Raw genomic sequence first — 15441 nt, forward strand, 5'->3', positions numbered from 1 at the left:
TTACTCCTGTTCAGGATTGCGTAAGTAATAGCCTACTCCTCTTCGTGTTACAATCCAACCTGGATGACTTGGATTGTCTTCAATCTTTTCTCGCAAACGGCGCACTGTCACGTCTACTGTACGTACATCACCATAGTAATCGTAGCCCCATACAGTTTGTAACAAATGTTCACGTGTCATAACTTGTCCAATATGTTTCGCTAAATAATGAAGCAATTCAAATTCACGATGTGTTAATTCAATCGTTTCACCACGTTTAGATACGACGTATGCATCAGGATGAATCGTTAACGAACCAACTGAAATTTCCTTAGTCTCTTCGTCTTCTTCCTGACTTTGATTCACTAATGTTTGCTGCCTTCTTAAGTTCGCTTTTACACGGGCTAATAATTCACGTGTGCTAAATGGTTTCGTCACATAGTCATCTGCCCCTAGTTCAAGCCCTAGTACTTTGTCTATTTCTGAATCCTTCGCTGTCAACATAATAATAGGTGTTTCATATTTCTTTCGTACTTCTCGACATACTTCCATTCCATCGCGTCCTGGTAGCATAATATCAAGTAAGATTAAATCTGGCTGAAGTTCTTCTACCTTCACGAGTGCCTCATTTCCATCATAAGCACAATGAACCTCGAAACCTTCTTTCTTTAAATTAAATTCAATAATATCCGCAATTGGTTTTTCATCATCCACAACAAGGATCTTTTTCTCCATGCTAAAATCTCCTTTATCTTATTATTTGCTTCTTCAGCATATATTAAAAACTGATTTAAATTATGTTAAATAAATATCGTCATACTTATTACTTTATCATGATAACAAGTGTAATTCATCTTTTTAATAAGTGAGTTCACTTGTTTGTTTTACACTTCTTTTACAAAATAACCAAGAATGAATGTAAGATTATAGCCTAATAAAAACAGCCTTCGGAACTATTTTCCGAAGGCTGCCAAATCTGTTCAATCTTACACACTTGCCTTGTATTCTTATAAATAATCAAGCGGATTTGCAATTCTTCCGTTAATAAATAATTCGAAATGTAGATGAACACCTGTTGAATTACCAGTGGAGCCCATCACACCGATTTTTGTGCCGGCAGAAACGGTTTGTCCTGCTGATACACTAATTGATGACATATGTGAATATGTCGTTCTCATACCATTCCCATGGTCAATTTCTACACGATTACCATAACCACCATTATTAAAACCAGCTGAAACCACGACTCCGTTATCTGCCGCTTTAATGGTTAAATCACTCGGACGAGCAATGTCAATTCCTTTATGCATTTTACCCCAACGGTAACCTACTTCACTTGAAATATAACCACCAACTGTTGGCCATGCAAACTGTCCACTACCTGTTGAAGGAGTTTCTTTTGTACCTTTTATACGAACTTCAGCCACAGGCTGCTTAATTACTTTATCTGTTAGTATATTTTGCGCTACTTGTTTACCATTCGTTTGCGTTACATAATAATGAGTGGCTTTTTCACCAACTTGCCCCTCTTGTTTAAGCTTTGAATCACCTTTATTCAGATCGTCGCTTTCAACTATTTTATGTTCAAATGGAATAGCTTGTTTTTTAAAGATTTCTCTTTGAGCAGTTACTTCTAGAACTGGTCTAGGTGCTGCTACTTTAATCACTTGCCCTACTTGTAAAAGAGAATCCGCTGTCATACCTTGATTCAGCTTTAACAGTTCGTCTGTCGTTAATCCGTATGCAGATGCAATGTTTTCTATTACATCGCCTTCTTGGATAGTATAGTTCTTCACTTCATATGAACCTTTATTTAAAAACGCTAATGCTGCTTGTTCATCCATAATCTTTGTTGGAATAGTAGCTGATTGAACAAATTCAATATTCTTTGATAGCGTTAAACTTGTAAGACGTGAACCAGAAGTTGTAAGAGGTGCCTCTTGGTCTCCTGTCTGATTTTCAAATTGTGCTAATTCATCAGCCGTTACATATTGAAGTTTAAACTTACGAAGAAGTTGGTCCGCAGCTTCTTTTGTGGCTACATATCCTACTTCTTTTCCATCAATAACTAGTGCTGTTGCTTGTGCTTCAATTTGTACATTATTTTTCAATGCTTCAAGTGCACTCGTATAAGCTTCATCATTATGAAACACATTTTCTTCAATATATGTAACATCTTTATCTACTTCTAAAACCTTATCTGGATATTGCTTTTTCACTTGATCAAGTTTTATTGCGAGATGTTGGTCTAATATATTTTTATCTTCTTCGGAGATTGTTCCGACAAATTGTTCTTTATTATAAACATGATAGATTGTTTCAATATCATGTGTTTTTTCCTCTGCAGCTGCTACATGTTGAAAAGACAAAGAAGTTAAAGCAACTGTTGCCATAAGCATTGCTTTTTTCATCGTATTTGTATAATCTCCTAAGTCTAAATTTCTTAAAGAAAACACGCAAACTCCCCTTTCAAACAGCATCAAAATCTATTTATTATGAATCACTTTAAATAACTTTTATACTTTAACATATTTTTTAGGGAATCTAAGAAACGTCGTTATAATGTAATACAACTGTATAATTGATAGGAAAATTTAACATAAAACCCACTTTTCTATCACAAAATGCTTAGTTTTGCTCCAAAAAAAGCTGTTTTAAAATAATTTCACGATGAAATGATGACATCTAGTAACATAACTGAAACAATATAGTTACGTTACATCCAAAAAAAGCCAATCCGTATAAACGGATTGGCTTTTTCCATTCAAATTTATTACATTTCTTCTGGTGCTGCAATGCCTAGTAGACGTAAACCTTCTTTTAATGTGATTTTCACAGCTTCTACAAGTGCAAGTCTTGCTTGCAATGACTCGTCTTGAAGTAGAATATGGGTATTTCCATAGTACTTATTAAATGCTTGTGATAAATCTACAACATATTTCGCAATAACAGAAGGCTCTAACTGTTTATTTGCTTTTTCGATCATAGCAGGGAATTTTTGAAGTTCTTTTACTACTTCCCAGCTTAACTCATCTTGTAATGCATAGCTCGTTTGCCCTTCTTGTAGTGGAGACTTACGTAGAATAGAGCATGCACGAGTATGTGTATATTGTACGTAAGGACCTGTTTCTCCTTCAAATTTCAACATATCCGTTAATGAATATTCAACGCTATTCATACGGTCGTTCTTCAAGTCATGGAAGATAACTGCACCTACACCTACTTGTTTTGCTACTTCTTCTTTGTTAGGTAAGTTCGGGTTTTTCTCACTAATATTTTGTTCAGCCAATGCAATTGTTTCAGCAAGAACTTCTTCTAGCAGAATGATTTTACCTTTACGAGTAGACATTTTCTTACCATCTTTTAAAATAAGACCGAAAGGAACATGTGTCATATCATCTGACCAATCAAATCCAAGTTTCTTTAATACAGCTTTAAGCTGTTTAAAATGTAAGCTTTGCTCATTCCCTACAACATAAATAGATTTTGCAAAATCATACGTGTTTTTACGGTAAATAGCCGTAGCTAAATCACGTGTAATGTATAAAGTTGCACCATCTGATTTCAGAATTAAGCATGGTGGCAATTCTTCTTCTTCCAGTTTCACTACTTGAGCACCTTTATCTTCTACTAACAAACCGCTATCTTTAATCAGTTGAATAGCTGCACCCATTTTATCATTATAGAACGCTTCACCATTATACGAATCGAATGAAATACCTAACAACTTATAGATTTTATTGAACTCTTGTAGAGATTCTTCACGGAACCATTTCCATAGCTCTACCGCTTCTTGATCATTGTCTTCTAGCTTTTTAAACCACTTACGTCCTTCATCTTCAAGAGATGTATCCTTTTCGGCTTCTTCATGGAATTGAACATACAATTTTAGAAGCTCTTTAATTGGCTCTTTACGAACAGCTTCTTCATTGCCCCATTTTTTATATGCAACGATAAGCTTACCAAATTGTGTTCCCCAGTCTCCAAGATGATTGATTTTTATTGGTGTATAGCCACATTTTGCGACGATATTAGCTAAAGCATTTCCAATTACAGTTGAACGTAAATGCCCCATTGAGAACGGCTTCGCAATATTAGGAGATGACATATCAATCGTTACATTACCGCCATTACCAATGCTTAGATTTCCATAGTTATCGCCTTCATTAAGAATCTTCGCCAAAATATCGTTACTCACAAGCCCTTTATTTAAGAAGAAATTAACATATGGACCAACAACTTCAACTTTCTCAAACTGTTGCTGATCTAATTTCTCTGCTAATTCTGAAGCAATGAGCTGAGGAGCTTTTCTCATTGTCTTAGCTAATGAAAAACATGGAAAAGCAAAATCTCCATGAGTAGAATACTTTGGCTTTTCTAATAATAGACTTACCTCTTCTTCTGATAGTGAATCACTTAATGCCTTACTGATGTTTATAGCAACCATTTGTTGATAGTCCATACTAACCCTCCATTATTTTTGTATAATAAAAAAACCCGTCTCTTTGATAAAAAAGAGACGAGTTGAATTCCCGCGGTACCACTCTAGTTGTTCTAATGAACCTCTTTATTTTTTAACGAGGATAAAACCCCGGTTTACTCTACTTTACTTCAAGTAAACATCTCAAAAGTGCGCTTCATTATAGGTTATCGACTAGGCTCACACCACCCCTAGCTCGCTTTACTGACTTCTCTATAACTACTCTCTTTCTCATTGATTGTACGAGTATGAATTTGTAAAAATTATAACAAACTTATTTGTAAGCATCAACTAAATGTGAACATTTATCAAATTAGTCTCATAATAAGGTTTTCTATTCAATATACTAATATAATTAAACTATATACTTACCAGTTAGGAGTGCTTATATGAATCTAAATATGAATATGAGTAAAGAAAGAAGACAGTACTTCTTAAAGAAATTAATTACCGAGCAAGAAGTGGAAACACAAGAACAACTAGTGATGCTGTTAAACGAAAAAGGTATGGATGTTACCCAAGCTACTATTTCAAGAGATATACGAGAATTAAATCTTGTGAAAGTACCCCTTACTTCTGGAAAGTTTAAATATAGTTTTATTGCAGAAAACAATGATCATGCCCAATATAAGAAATTACTAAAAAAAACGCAGGAAGTTGTTGTGAAGTTTGATTCTGTCGATAATCTAATCGTACTAAAAACACTTCCTGGTAATGCCCATGTGATTGGTGTACTTCTCGACAATGTAAACTGGGATGAGATGGTGGGCTGTGTATGTGGAAATGATACGTGCCTAATTATTGCTAGAACTAAGGAAGATGCAGATATCATATATAATCGAATGACAAAGACGAGCTTTTAACAGCTCGTCTTCTTTATTTTTACCACTAATTTAAATTTTCAAACAATAAATAAAAAGTATGTGTACTGAATAAATAAAAAGTTTTATTCATTTTTCAACAAAAATATTCAGTCATTATTCACTTTCAAAGCGTAATAACATATAAAGTCCGACGGTTAATTCTTTGTGAAAGCGTTAACATATTGTCACACTCCCTTTTCATCTAAACTTCACACATTCATAAACTTACAAAAGTATGCATTGTATATTCCCAAAAGTGTCAGATATTTCGCATTTGGTGTATGAAGTATTCCACATTTTCTACTTTATAAATCGCTTAATATAAATCTTGTAAGAAACATCACATACAAAGCAGGGAGGCAACACACATGAATCACCCTATTCACGTTCACTCTGAGATTGGAAAATTAAAAACAGTCTTAGTTAAACGTCCTGGTAAAGAGTTAGAAAACCTAATCCCAGAATTATTACCACAACTTTTATTTGATGACATCCCTTACTTAAAAGTCATTCAAGAAGAACATGATTTCTTCGCTAAAACACTTCGTGATCAAGGCGCTGAAGTTTTATATCTTGAGAAACTAGCAAGCGAGGCGTTACATACAGACGAATTAAAAGCTGAGTTTGCTGAAAGAATTCTAAACGAGTCTAAGGCAAATGTGAATGGTTCATTCCAACACTTAAAAGAATATTTACTTTCGTTCTCTACAGAGGATATGGTAGACAAAATCATGAGCGGTGTTCGTAAAAACGAAATCGAGGCTAAGAGAAAAACTCATTTATATGAGCTTATGGAAGACCACTATCCATTCTATTTAGACCCAATGCCAAATCTATACTTCACTCGTGACCCAGCAGCATCAATCGGTAATGGTCTTTCCATCAATAGAATGCGACAACCTGCCCGTCGTCGCGAATCACTATTTATGGAATATATTATAAAGCATCATCCACGTTTTGCAAACCATGATGTTCCAGTCTGGTTAGATCGTAATTTCAACTTCCCTATTGAAGGTGGAGATGAATTAGTTCTAAGTGAAGAAGTTATCGCAATCGGTGTTTCTGAACGTAGCTCTGCGAAAGCAATTGAGCGCTTAGCACTTAACTTATTCAGCAAGCAAGACAAAGTGAAGAAAGTATTAGCGATTGAAATTCCAAATTGCCGTGCATTTATGCACCTAGATACTGTGTTCACAATGATTGACCATGATAAATTCACTATTCACCCTGCAATTCAAAGTCCGGAAGGTAAGATGAATGTTTATACATTAGAAAAAGGACCAGATGCAGATCACTTAAAGATCACACATAGTGAAGACCTAAAACAAACATTAAAAGAAGCACTAGGATTAGAGGAATTAGTACTTATTCCATGTGGTGGTGGCGATGAAATCGTTTCAGCTCGTGAACAATGGAATGATGGCTCTAACACATTAGCTATCTCTCCTGGCGTTGTTGTTACATATGATCGTAACTACGTATCTAATGAATTACTACGTGAGCATGGCGTGAAAGTAATTGAAGTACTAAGTTCGGAATTGTCTCGCGGTCGTGGGGGCCCACGTTGCATGAGTATGCCAATCATTCGTGAAGATATTTAAGAAAACAAAGTATTCATTTAACAAATAACAACTAGCTACAGTGTTTTAAAACTAATACTGTAGCTAGTTACAAATAATCCTTATATAACCTACATACACCAAGATAAATCTAAACACTTAATATAAGAAAAAAGGCGGGAAACGAGCATGTTATTAACAAAACCAAACTTAAAAGGTAGAAGTTTTTTAGCAGAGAAAGATTTTACTGAAGAAGAATTCTTATATTTCATCGAATTAGCCGCTGAATTAAAAGAGAAAAAGAAAAACGGCATCCCTCATCGTTATTTAGAAGGTAAAAACATTGCCTTACTTTTTGAAAAACCATCTACTCGTACTCGTTGTGCATTTACAGTAGCTAGCATTGATTTAGGTGCACACCCAGAGTATCTAGGTAAAGGTGATATTCAATTAGGTAAAAAAGAATCTGTTGAAGATACAGCTAAAGTATTAGGTCGTATGTTTGACGGAATCGAGTTCCGTGGATTCTCTCAACGTACAGTTGAAGGATTAGCAGAACATTCTGGTGTACCTGTATGGAACGGACTAACTGACGAATGGCATCCAACACAAATGCTTGCTGACTTCTTAACAGTTAAAGAAAATATTGGTCACTTAAAAGGTGTTAAATTCGTTTACGTTGGTGACGGTCGTAACAATATGGCAAACAGCTTCTTAATTGCTGGTGCAAAAGTTGGTATGGATATGCGCATTTGCTCTCCAGAATCATTATTCCCTGAGCAAGAAATTATCGATCTTGCAAAAGAAATTGCAAAAGAAACAAACGGCCGTATTACTGTAACAAGCGACATTGATGCAGCAGTTTCTGGCGCAGACGTACTATATACTGATGTTTGGGTTTCTATGGGTGAAGAAGATAAGTTCGCTGAAAGAATTGAATTATTATCTCCATTCCAAGTAAATATGGAAATGGTTCGTAAGACTGGTAATGAAAATGTTATCTTCTTACACTGCCTACCTGCTTTCCATGATACTGAAACACAATATGGTCTTGAAATGTTTGAAAAGCACGGCCTAAAAGAAATGGAAGTAACTGATGAAGTATTCCGTAGCAAACATTCTCACGTTTTCGATCAAGCTGAAAACAGAATGCATACAATTAAAGCAGTAATGGCTGCGACTTTAGGCGATCTTTAATAATTTCAAGGTTATTTTAGAGGAAAAGGAGGAGGAATGCTCTTCCTTCTTTTTTTCTAAAGCCTTAATGGGGTGAATATAATGGCAGAAGAAAAAAAGTTAGGTTTCTTTTCGTTAGTCGCACTGGTTATCGGTTCCATGATAGGTGGAGGGATTTTTAACTTAGCAAGTGATATGGCAGCTGGAGCAGGTGCCTTCTCAATTATTGTCGGCTGGATTATTACAGGTATCGGGATGATTTCACTCGGTATGTCTTTCCAAAACTTGAATATGAAGCGACCAGACTTAGATGGTGGGGTTTTTAGTTATGCGAGAGCTGGATTCGGAGACTTTATGGGCTTCAATAGTGCTTGGGGTTACTGGCTATCTGCATTTCTAGGTAACGTTGCATATGGAACTTTACTATTCTCATCTATCGGTTACTTTATTCCTGTTTTCGAAGGTGGACAAAACGTAGCTTCTATTATTGGGGCAAGTGTGATGTTATGGGGCGTACATTTCTTGATTTTACGAGGTGTTCACTCTGCAGCTATTATCAACTTAATTACTACAATTGCAAAACTAATTCCTGTACTTGTATTTATTATTGCAGCAATCTTTGCATTTAATATTGATATTTTCCAAGATGGTTTCTGGGGTGATGCAGGATCATTCTCTTGGAGCGCAGTAGGAAGCCAAGTTAAGAGCACAATGCTTGTAACACTATGGGTGTTCATTGGTATTGAAGGTGCTGTTGTATTCTCTAGTCGTGCTAAGAACCGTAAAGATGTTGGTAGAGCAACAATTATTGGTCTTATTGGAACTCTAGCAATCTACATAATGATTACATTATTATCTCTTGGTGTAATGAATCAAGTTGAAGTAGGACAACTACAAAATCCTTCAATGGCTTACATCTTAGAACATGTTGTAGGCAAATGGGGCGCTGTACTAATTAACCTTGGATTAATTATCTCTGTTCTAGGTGCATGGTTAGGTTGGACACTACTTGCTAGTGAAATTCCATTCCTTGCAGCTAAAGATAAAGTATTCCCTAAATGGTTTGGTAAAGAAAATAAAAACAAAGCCCCTATTAACGCTTTATGGTTAACAAACGGGTTAATCCAAATTTTCTTATTAACATTTATTATTTCTGATCAAGCATATACATTTGCATTCTCATTAGCTTCATCTGCGATCTTAATTCCATATGCTTTCTCTGCTTTCTATCAATTAAAGTACAGCTGGCATTCTACTGAATCAGATCGTATGAAAAACATCATCGTCGGTGCAGTGGCGAGTATTTACGGTATTTGGTTAGTATATGCAGCAGGTTTAGACTTCTTATTATTAACAATGATTTTATTTGCACCTGGTACTCTTGTTTTCCGTTGGGTACAAAAAGAAAACAATAAAGAGCGTACTTTCTCAAAAATCGAATTGGGTATCGCAATACTTTTCGTTGTACTTGCTATTTACGCAATTTATCAGCTAGCAACAGGTAATATCACTATTTAAACGAAACATTGTAAATTGGAGGAATACCTATTATGAAAAGAAGAAAAGTAGTAATCGCATTAGGTGGTAACGCAATTCAATCTGGAGATGCTAGTGCTATTGCACAGCAAACAGCTTTAGAAAAAACAGCTGAACAACTAGCTAAATTCATTGAAAACGATGTAGATATTGTTATTGCACACGGTAATGGACCACAGGTAGGTAATATTCTATTACAACAAAAAGCAGCAGATTGCGAAAAAAACCCAGCAATGCCTCTTGATACTTGTGGCGCAATGAGTCAAGGTATGATTGGCTATTGGATGCAAAATGCAATTGATAAAATGTTGAAAAAGCATCATATCCAACGTGACGTAGCAACTATTCTAACTCGTGTTGTCGTAGATGCCAATGATCCAGCATTCATGAATCCAACAAAACCAATTGGACCTTTCTATACAGAAGAAGAAGCAAAACGTCTTATGAATGATACAGGAGCTGTCTTCAAAGAAGATGCTGGTCGTGGCTGGAGACGCGTTGTTCCTTCACCAAAACCAGTAAGCATCCATGAGCACCATATTATTAATTCACTTGTAGAAGACCGTGACATCGTGATTGCTGTTGGCGGCGGCGGTGTTCCAGTAATGGAAACAGAACAGGACTTAATTGGTGTAGAAGCTGTTATTGATAAAGATTTCGCAGCACAAAAACTAGCCGAACTAGTAGATGCTGATACATTAATTATCTTAACAGCAGTAGATAATGTATACGTAAACTTTAACAAGCCTAATCAGAAAAAGCTGGAACATACTTCTATTGCTGAATTAGAACAGTATATTACAGAAGACCAGTTTGCACCAGGAAGCATGCTTCCAAAAGTACAAGCTGCTATTGATTTCGCTAATTCTGGAGATGGACGTCAAACTATTATTACATCGCTTGACCAAGCGTATGAAGCTCTAGAAGGAAAAGCTGGAACAATTGTTTCAAAAAAGGGTGCTCTAACTCTCGTTTAAATAACTAAAATAACATAGAAGAAGTTACTCATAACTTCTTCTATGTTATTTGTATGTATTTTTTACAGCCTTCATTTTTTCAACATATATAATCTCTCTAAATTCAATATCTATACAGTGATAATTCAGAAAGCCCTCACATTAAATTCATAAACAAATGTTATTATTATTTCGTACATGGAGTAATTGTATGAGAAGTTTAAAAACTAAATAGAAACAAATACAGTTACATTGAGGAAGAAGGGATTTTTTAGTATGGAAAGAAATATCGTTCAGGAACTAAAAAAATTCGAGATATTCTCCGACTTTTCGAAAGAAGAACTACGTGATATCAAATCTTGTGTTTATTGGAGAACATATAAAAAAGGGCAACTTTTATTTGTAGAGGATGATCCAAGGGAAAGAATTTATTTTCTATTAGATGGCTATGTAAAGCTCGTTCGAGATAATAAAGAAGGCGAAATGATTTATTTTGATTACATAAAATCATATACGATGTTCCCTTACGGCGGTTTATTAGTCGACACTACCTATCATTATTCAGCGGAAGCGGTTACAGATATTGAATTATTTTATCTACCTACTTCCGTTTTTGAAGAGCAGTTGAAAAACAATCGAAACCAACTTATTAAAGTGGTCAATAAACTATCTAATCTACTTGAATTACATGAGAATAGAGTTCAAAAGATACCAAATGCACAACAACGTGTCATTCAAACTATTAGTAACTTAATGTCAGATTTAGGTGAAGAGCAGAAACATGATGTAGTCATTAATTGCCCCATAACTACAACCGATATATCAAAACTATCTGGAACGTCGCGTGAAACAGTTAGCCAGGTATTCAAACAATTAAAGCAGGAAAATAAAGTGTCTACTAAACAAAAGAAAATCTTCATTCATATGCCGGAATATTTCAGACAGTAGCTTACTGCTAACTTAAACTTCCCCGACTAACATGAAAATCCAATATAAGAAAAGACATCGACTTATCCCCCCTAATGGTGAAAGTCGATGTCTTTTCTTATACTTTATTCCTGTAATGAAGTTAAACTTTCTTAAAGTATAAAAAAGTGATGAAAGACATTCATCACTTTTTTGTGCATCTCACGTTCATTATACAAAAAAAGCGCCTATAATTAGACACTTTTTACAAGATGGCTCAGGACGGAATCGAACCGCCGACACAAGGATTTTCAGTCCTTTGCTCTACCGACTGAGCTACTGAGCCAATATATATAGTAAGCACACATATGTGTGTTATTTTTGATAATTTTTTAATAAAATAAATGGCGGTCCCGACGGGAATCGAACCCGCGATCTCCTGCGTGACAGGCAGGCATGTTAACCGCTACACCACGGGACCTAAAAATTTCAACTATTAAACTATCAAGTAGAATGTAGCAAGCAAACCGTCCTTGCCGATTTGCTCACTTCTTCTACAATGCCGATGACCCATACGGGATTCGAACCCGTGTTACCGCCGTGAAAGGGCGGTGTCTTAACCGCTTGACCAATGGGCCAAAAATGGTGAGCCATGAAGGATTCGAACCTTCGACCCTCTGATTAAAAGTCAGATGCTCTACCGACTGAGCTAATGGCTCATTACTTAATTTATTATCAGCAACGTTTTAAATAATAGCATATAATATATTAGAATTGCAATATATTTTTTCAAAAAAGTTTATATGAAGTTTTTACCATACAAAAAGTGCAAGCGCCCGCTTTACGACGTATAGATTGGAGCACTTCGACTGAGATAAAGTCAACACGAAGAGGCGGTAGCCTTTTTCGTGTTGACTTATCGTAGGAGATGGGCGAAATCTACTGGGCGCTGGAGCTAGACACCATTTAAAATTATATGCTTTCTTATCTTTCAAAAAAGGTATTCTCCATCAGAAAACACCCTCTAAAAAACTTATGTTTTTAATACGTTAAACTTGCAGCTACAACAATACCAACCACAATAGCAAGGGAAAATAAACTAAAACCAATTGCTGTATTCCCTTCCTCAACCTTCTTCTCTACATTAATGCTAGGTCTTAAGATTATTTCTATTACTAAGTACACAACAACTTGAACAACGATACCTACAAGACCCCAAATAAAAGCATCTAATAAACTAACTGAGTTAGACCACACTGTATAAATAATAATCGCTAAACCAATTGCTTTTCCCCATAGCTTTAAAGCAACTGCCACATTTCCTTGTGATATTAGCTTCATTTCTGAAAACCTCGTCGTCAAAGCAAATGCAATCAACCCTATTAAAATTAAAAACAACCCTGTACCAGCATGTGCCAAGAAATCCAGTAATGCTGATAAAGATATGAAATTATCCATTATTCATTTTCCTCCCTCTTATGATAACCAATCGGTAAAAAATATGAAGTATTATCCGTAATTGGACCGCCAGCTCTAATACCAATAGCAGCCGACTTACCGTTTAATAAAAAGCTTCCATACATAATATGAGCTGTTTTCTTTCCTTCCTCCGTTACAATATCGTATCGTGGTAACTCTATGTATTTTTGATAAATTGGCAACTCCATAGCATAGGTTTGATGTTGGTCTTCTACCTGTAACAGCCCCTTTTCATTAAAAATTTGGACTGTATCTCCTTCTCTGCCAAAAGAAGGCTTCTTCACATATTTCACATCGAGCTCTTTAAATACATCTTCATCTAAATAAGTAGGCAGAAAATACGTTTCAATCCACTCATGTTCATCCGCTGAATAAAACTCATGCTGCTCCTCATGTAATCCCCAAATAAGAGAAATGATTGCTTTTGACTGTAATAAAAAGGCTGATGGCGGATTAAGTATAGCAACATCTTTATTTTCAACTAATCGTAAAAGTATTTCTCCAACTTTATCACTTGTTGTTGGATCTTCATCGTTTATCAAATGTTCGATTGGGTATGTTTGTCGATACAGTACATCGATTTTCTCTAAATTTGGAGTATATACGCCTCTCGGAATTGAAATCTGTCCATTCTCCACTACGTCTTCCTCGACAATCTTTAATTCATGAATAGGAATACACTCTGCATGTTCCCCATACAAGTCAGCTAAATAGGCTGATGTAAAGAAATCCTCTTCATGATCTGAATGTGAGGTAAATACAACTTTACCATTTCGAGGAGCTCCAATACTTGCTAACGACCACTGTACAGCATGCCTAATACTATCGGCTAAATTCTCTTCATACCCCGCATTCACATTATCACAACTAAAATACTGACATACATGATGATTCACGTGAAACGTTTCCTTAATAAAGGTAGGTGTATCGCTATTAATTTCCAATAATTTAATCTCCTGATTACTTACAACTAAATCTAAGCGAGCAATTACACTTTCAAAAGGGATGTTCTTAATACGCAGATAAGAAAGCGTTTGTTTTGGAAAACCAAGCTGAAGTAAAGTTTCATCATCTAACTGTCGCAGTAAAGAAGATGTTTTATAGAAGATACGTCCAATTCTTTCTGTAGCTGTTCGTATAGTACCAATTCTTTCACGATTTTCTATTTTAATATCTAACAATGCATATTCCGTCCCATATATATCATGCCAAAACTGTGGAATACTACCGTATAACTGCTGACGCTCTGCTACATGGCTTCTCATATCAGCCTCCGAATCCTCCTTTAGATCCACTGCCAATTCCAGATTTATAGCTTTTATTTTCACTTGATGAACCACTACCAGAATAGCTTCCACCGCCCCCGCTACCTGATGAATACTCTTCATTCTTGGTATTTGGTCGATAGCTTTGTCTGTACGTTTTATATTTACTACTCGACGTTAAAGCACTTCTTGAATTAAACATTTGTCCCATCAAATAATACATTCCAAAATTGCTAGATCGTCGATCATCACAATAATACGTTCCTGTATCATCATCCCAATCCCAATCACCACAGGAAACGTCAGTTGGTTCAGCAGGCCGATTTTTGGCTGCATTCTTCTCATCGTAATTATTTTGACCCTCTTCCTGATTGTTACATGCAGTCACAGAAACAGCCATTAGCGTCGCTACTACACCAGCCATCATTTTCTTTGTCTTCTTCATGATTCCTTAATCCTCCCACTCATAGCCTGTTGGTGTAACGTACAATACATACGCTTTACGATCTTCATCCAGCTCAGCACTATCTCTTTCATACTCCAACTGGTTAACAAACGTGAAAGTTGATCCAATAATGCATAATACTTCAATATGAAACTCAAGATACTTTGTTTCCAATAACGGATGATTACGGATTGCATTTAACTCACGAATTTCAAGCGTAATCATATTTCCAATGCCACCACGAATGGTTTCAGGAGGACTCTCTTCATAAACTTCAACATATATAACAAATAAATTTTTTTCAATTGAAGAAGAAACTTGTTTATATGTAACCCCATCTTTTACAAAAAATTCACATTCTCTTCTCGCTAACATTTCTTCTAACTCAATATTGTCATAATGATACAAGGATTTATATTCTTCATTTCCTAGCCAAAGTCGATATTCTAACACCTGTTTTTGAAACTCCAAGTAATCAGCCCCTTCTTCACTTTACCCCGTTCAAACGAATGCTCAGTGTGGGATAAAATGTTCCGCCGAGCATAGTTTCACTTTATATGTACGTACATCACAAGATAGCGGTTTCAATAAATCGAAAATATATCTATATCACAACCATTATTATATGGAAAAACACAATTAATATCTTTGCTTTAAAAGAAAAAGCATCAATAGTCCTTCTTTTTGCAAAAAACGTCCAAATGACAGTTAAAAGTGGGGCCAACTAATCATAAGCGGGTTGATACGGTTTCAGAGGCTATTAGAGGATACAATAAGTATAAAAAAAGTCCTCCTCT

General features: G+C 35.6%; 13 protein-coding genes, 4 tRNA genes and 1 other annotated feature. Of the genes, 6 read left to right on the plus strand and 11 right to left on the minus strand.

The features are described from left to right. The 3 genes from yycF to argS form a co-directional block, all read right to left on the minus strand. Complete coding sequence (gene yycF / locus TX86_RS24195) at positions 1-714, minus strand: response regulator YycF (RefSeq protein WP_042352932.1); 714 nt, start codon at positions 712-714, stop codon at positions 1-3. A gap of 272 nt (positions 715-986) precedes the next feature. Next, the gene (locus TX86_RS24200; RefSeq protein WP_042352934.1) at positions 987-2435 is read right to left on the minus strand and encodes a M23 family metallopeptidase; all 1449 of its coding nucleotides are present in this window, start codon (positions 2433-2435) and stop codon (positions 987-989) included. 317 nt (positions 2436-2752) lie between these two features. Continuing rightward, positions 2753-4441, minus strand: a complete 1689-nt coding sequence (gene argS / locus TX86_RS24205; protein ID WP_042352935.1) for an arginine--tRNA ligase — start codon at positions 4439-4441, stop codon at positions 2753-2755. Positions 4442-4491: 50 nt separating this feature from the next. Further along, positions 4492-4703: a binding site (T-box leader), on the minus strand. 163 nt (positions 4704-4866) lie between these two features. On the opposite strand from argS, the gene argR reads away from it, so the two are divergent. The 6 genes from argR (at position 4867) to TX86_RS24235 (ending at position 11497) form a co-directional block, all read left to right on the plus strand. Further along, entirely contained in the window at positions 4867-5322 is a 456-nt protein-coding gene (gene argR, locus TX86_RS24210) for an arginine repressor (protein WP_042353007.1), read from the plus strand. 368 nt (positions 5323-5690) lie between these two features. Continuing rightward, positions 5691-6923, plus strand: a complete 1233-nt coding sequence (gene arcA, locus TX86_RS24215) for an arginine deiminase (protein WP_042352936.1) — start codon at positions 5691-5693, stop codon at positions 6921-6923. 147 nt (positions 6924-7070) lie between these two features. Continuing rightward, positions 7071-8078, plus strand: coding sequence for an ornithine carbamoyltransferase (gene argF, locus TX86_RS24220; RefSeq protein WP_042352938.1), 1008 nt, complete (start codon positions 7071-7073; stop codon positions 8076-8078). An 81-nt stretch (positions 8079-8159) separates the two neighbouring features. Next, entirely contained in the window at positions 8160-9575 is a 1416-nt protein-coding gene (arcD, locus tag TX86_RS24225) for an arginine-ornithine antiporter (protein ID WP_042352939.1), read from the plus strand. A gap of 32 nt (positions 9576-9607) precedes the next feature. Next, entirely contained in the window at positions 9608-10570 is a 963-nt protein-coding gene (arcC, locus tag TX86_RS24230; protein WP_042352940.1) for a carbamate kinase, read from the plus strand. A 255-nt stretch (positions 10571-10825) separates the two neighbouring features. Next, the gene (locus TX86_RS24235) at positions 10826-11497 is read left to right on the plus strand and encodes a Crp/Fnr family transcriptional regulator (RefSeq protein WP_042352942.1); all 672 of its coding nucleotides are present in this window, start codon (positions 10826-10828) and stop codon (positions 11495-11497) included. Between the two features lie 231 nt (positions 11498-11728). Here TX86_RS24235 and TX86_RS24240 read toward each other — a convergent pair. From TX86_RS24240 to TX86_RS24275, 8 genes are all read right to left on the minus strand, one after another. Next, positions 11729-11801: transfer RNA gene (locus TX86_RS24240), tRNA-Phe, on the minus strand. Between the two features lie 59 nt (positions 11802-11860). Then, positions 11861-11936: transfer RNA gene (locus TX86_RS24245), tRNA-Asp, on the minus strand. Positions 11937-12021: 85 nt separating this feature from the next. Continuing rightward, positions 12022-12093, minus strand: a tRNA-Glu gene (locus tag TX86_RS24250). Between the two features lie 5 nt (positions 12094-12098). Beyond that, positions 12099-12174, minus strand: a tRNA-Lys gene (locus TX86_RS24255). Between the two features lie 322 nt (positions 12175-12496). Continuing rightward, positions 12497-12913, minus strand: a complete 417-nt coding sequence (locus TX86_RS24260) for a DUF350 domain-containing protein (protein ID WP_042352943.1) — start codon at positions 12911-12913, stop codon at positions 12497-12499. Beyond that, entirely contained in the window at positions 12913-14199 is a 1287-nt protein-coding gene (locus tag TX86_RS24265) for a glutathionylspermidine synthase family protein (RefSeq protein WP_042352945.1), read from the minus strand. The genes TX86_RS24260 and TX86_RS24265 overlap by 1 nt, the downstream gene beginning before the upstream one ends. 1 nt (position 14200) lies before the next feature. Continuing rightward, entirely contained in the window at positions 14201-14644 is a 444-nt protein-coding gene (locus TX86_RS24270) for a hypothetical protein (protein WP_042352946.1), read from the minus strand. Positions 14645-14650: 6 nt separating this feature from the next. Further along, positions 14651-15115 carry a hypothetical protein gene (locus TX86_RS24275; RefSeq protein ID WP_081707831.1) on the minus strand — a complete coding sequence of 155 codons (465 nt, stop codon included), beginning with the start codon at positions 15113-15115 and terminating at the stop codon, positions 14651-14653. Positions 15116-15441 lie beyond the last annotated feature (326 nt).

Source organism: Bacillus massiliigorillae (assembly GCF_000380245.2).
GTDB classification, from domain to species: Bacteria; Bacillota; Bacilli; order Bacillales; family DSM-1321; genus Bacillus_AD; species Bacillus_AD massiliigorillae.

Coding starts and splice junctions, on each gene's coding strand:
- yycF (WP_042352932.1), bottom strand. CDS start 714: ATGGAGAAAAAGATCCTTGTTGTGGATGATGAAAAACCAATTGCGGAT.
- argS (WP_042352935.1), bottom strand. CDS start 4,441: ATGGACTATCAACAAATGGTTGCTATAAACATCAGTAAGGCATTAAGT.
- argR (WP_042353007.1), top strand. CDS start 4,867: ATGAGTAAAGAAAGAAGACAGTACTTCTTAAAGAAATTAATTACCGAG.
- arcA (WP_042352936.1), top strand. CDS start 5,691: ATGAATCACCCTATTCACGTTCACTCTGAGATTGGAAAATTAAAAACA.
- argF (WP_042352938.1), top strand. CDS start 7,071: ATGTTATTAACAAAACCAAACTTAAAAGGTAGAAGTTTTTTAGCAGAG.
- arcD (WP_042352939.1), top strand. CDS start 8,160: ATGGCAGAAGAAAAAAAGTTAGGTTTCTTTTCGTTAGTCGCACTGGTT.
- arcC (WP_042352940.1), top strand. CDS start 9,608: ATGAAAAGAAGAAAAGTAGTAATCGCATTAGGTGGTAACGCAATTCAA.
- TX86_RS24235 (WP_042352942.1), top strand. CDS start 10,826: ATGGAAAGAAATATCGTTCAGGAACTAAAAAAATTCGAGATATTCTCC.
- TX86_RS24260 (WP_042352943.1), bottom strand. CDS start 12,913: ATGGATAATTTCATATCTTTATCAGCATTACTGGATTTCTTGGCACAT.
- TX86_RS24265 (WP_042352945.1), bottom strand. CDS start 14,199: ATGAGAAGCCATGTAGCAGAGCGTCAGCAGTTATACGGTAGTATTCCA.
- TX86_RS24270 (WP_042352946.1), bottom strand. CDS start 14,644: ATGAAGAAGACAAAGAAAATGATGGCTGGTGTAGTAGCGACGCTAATG.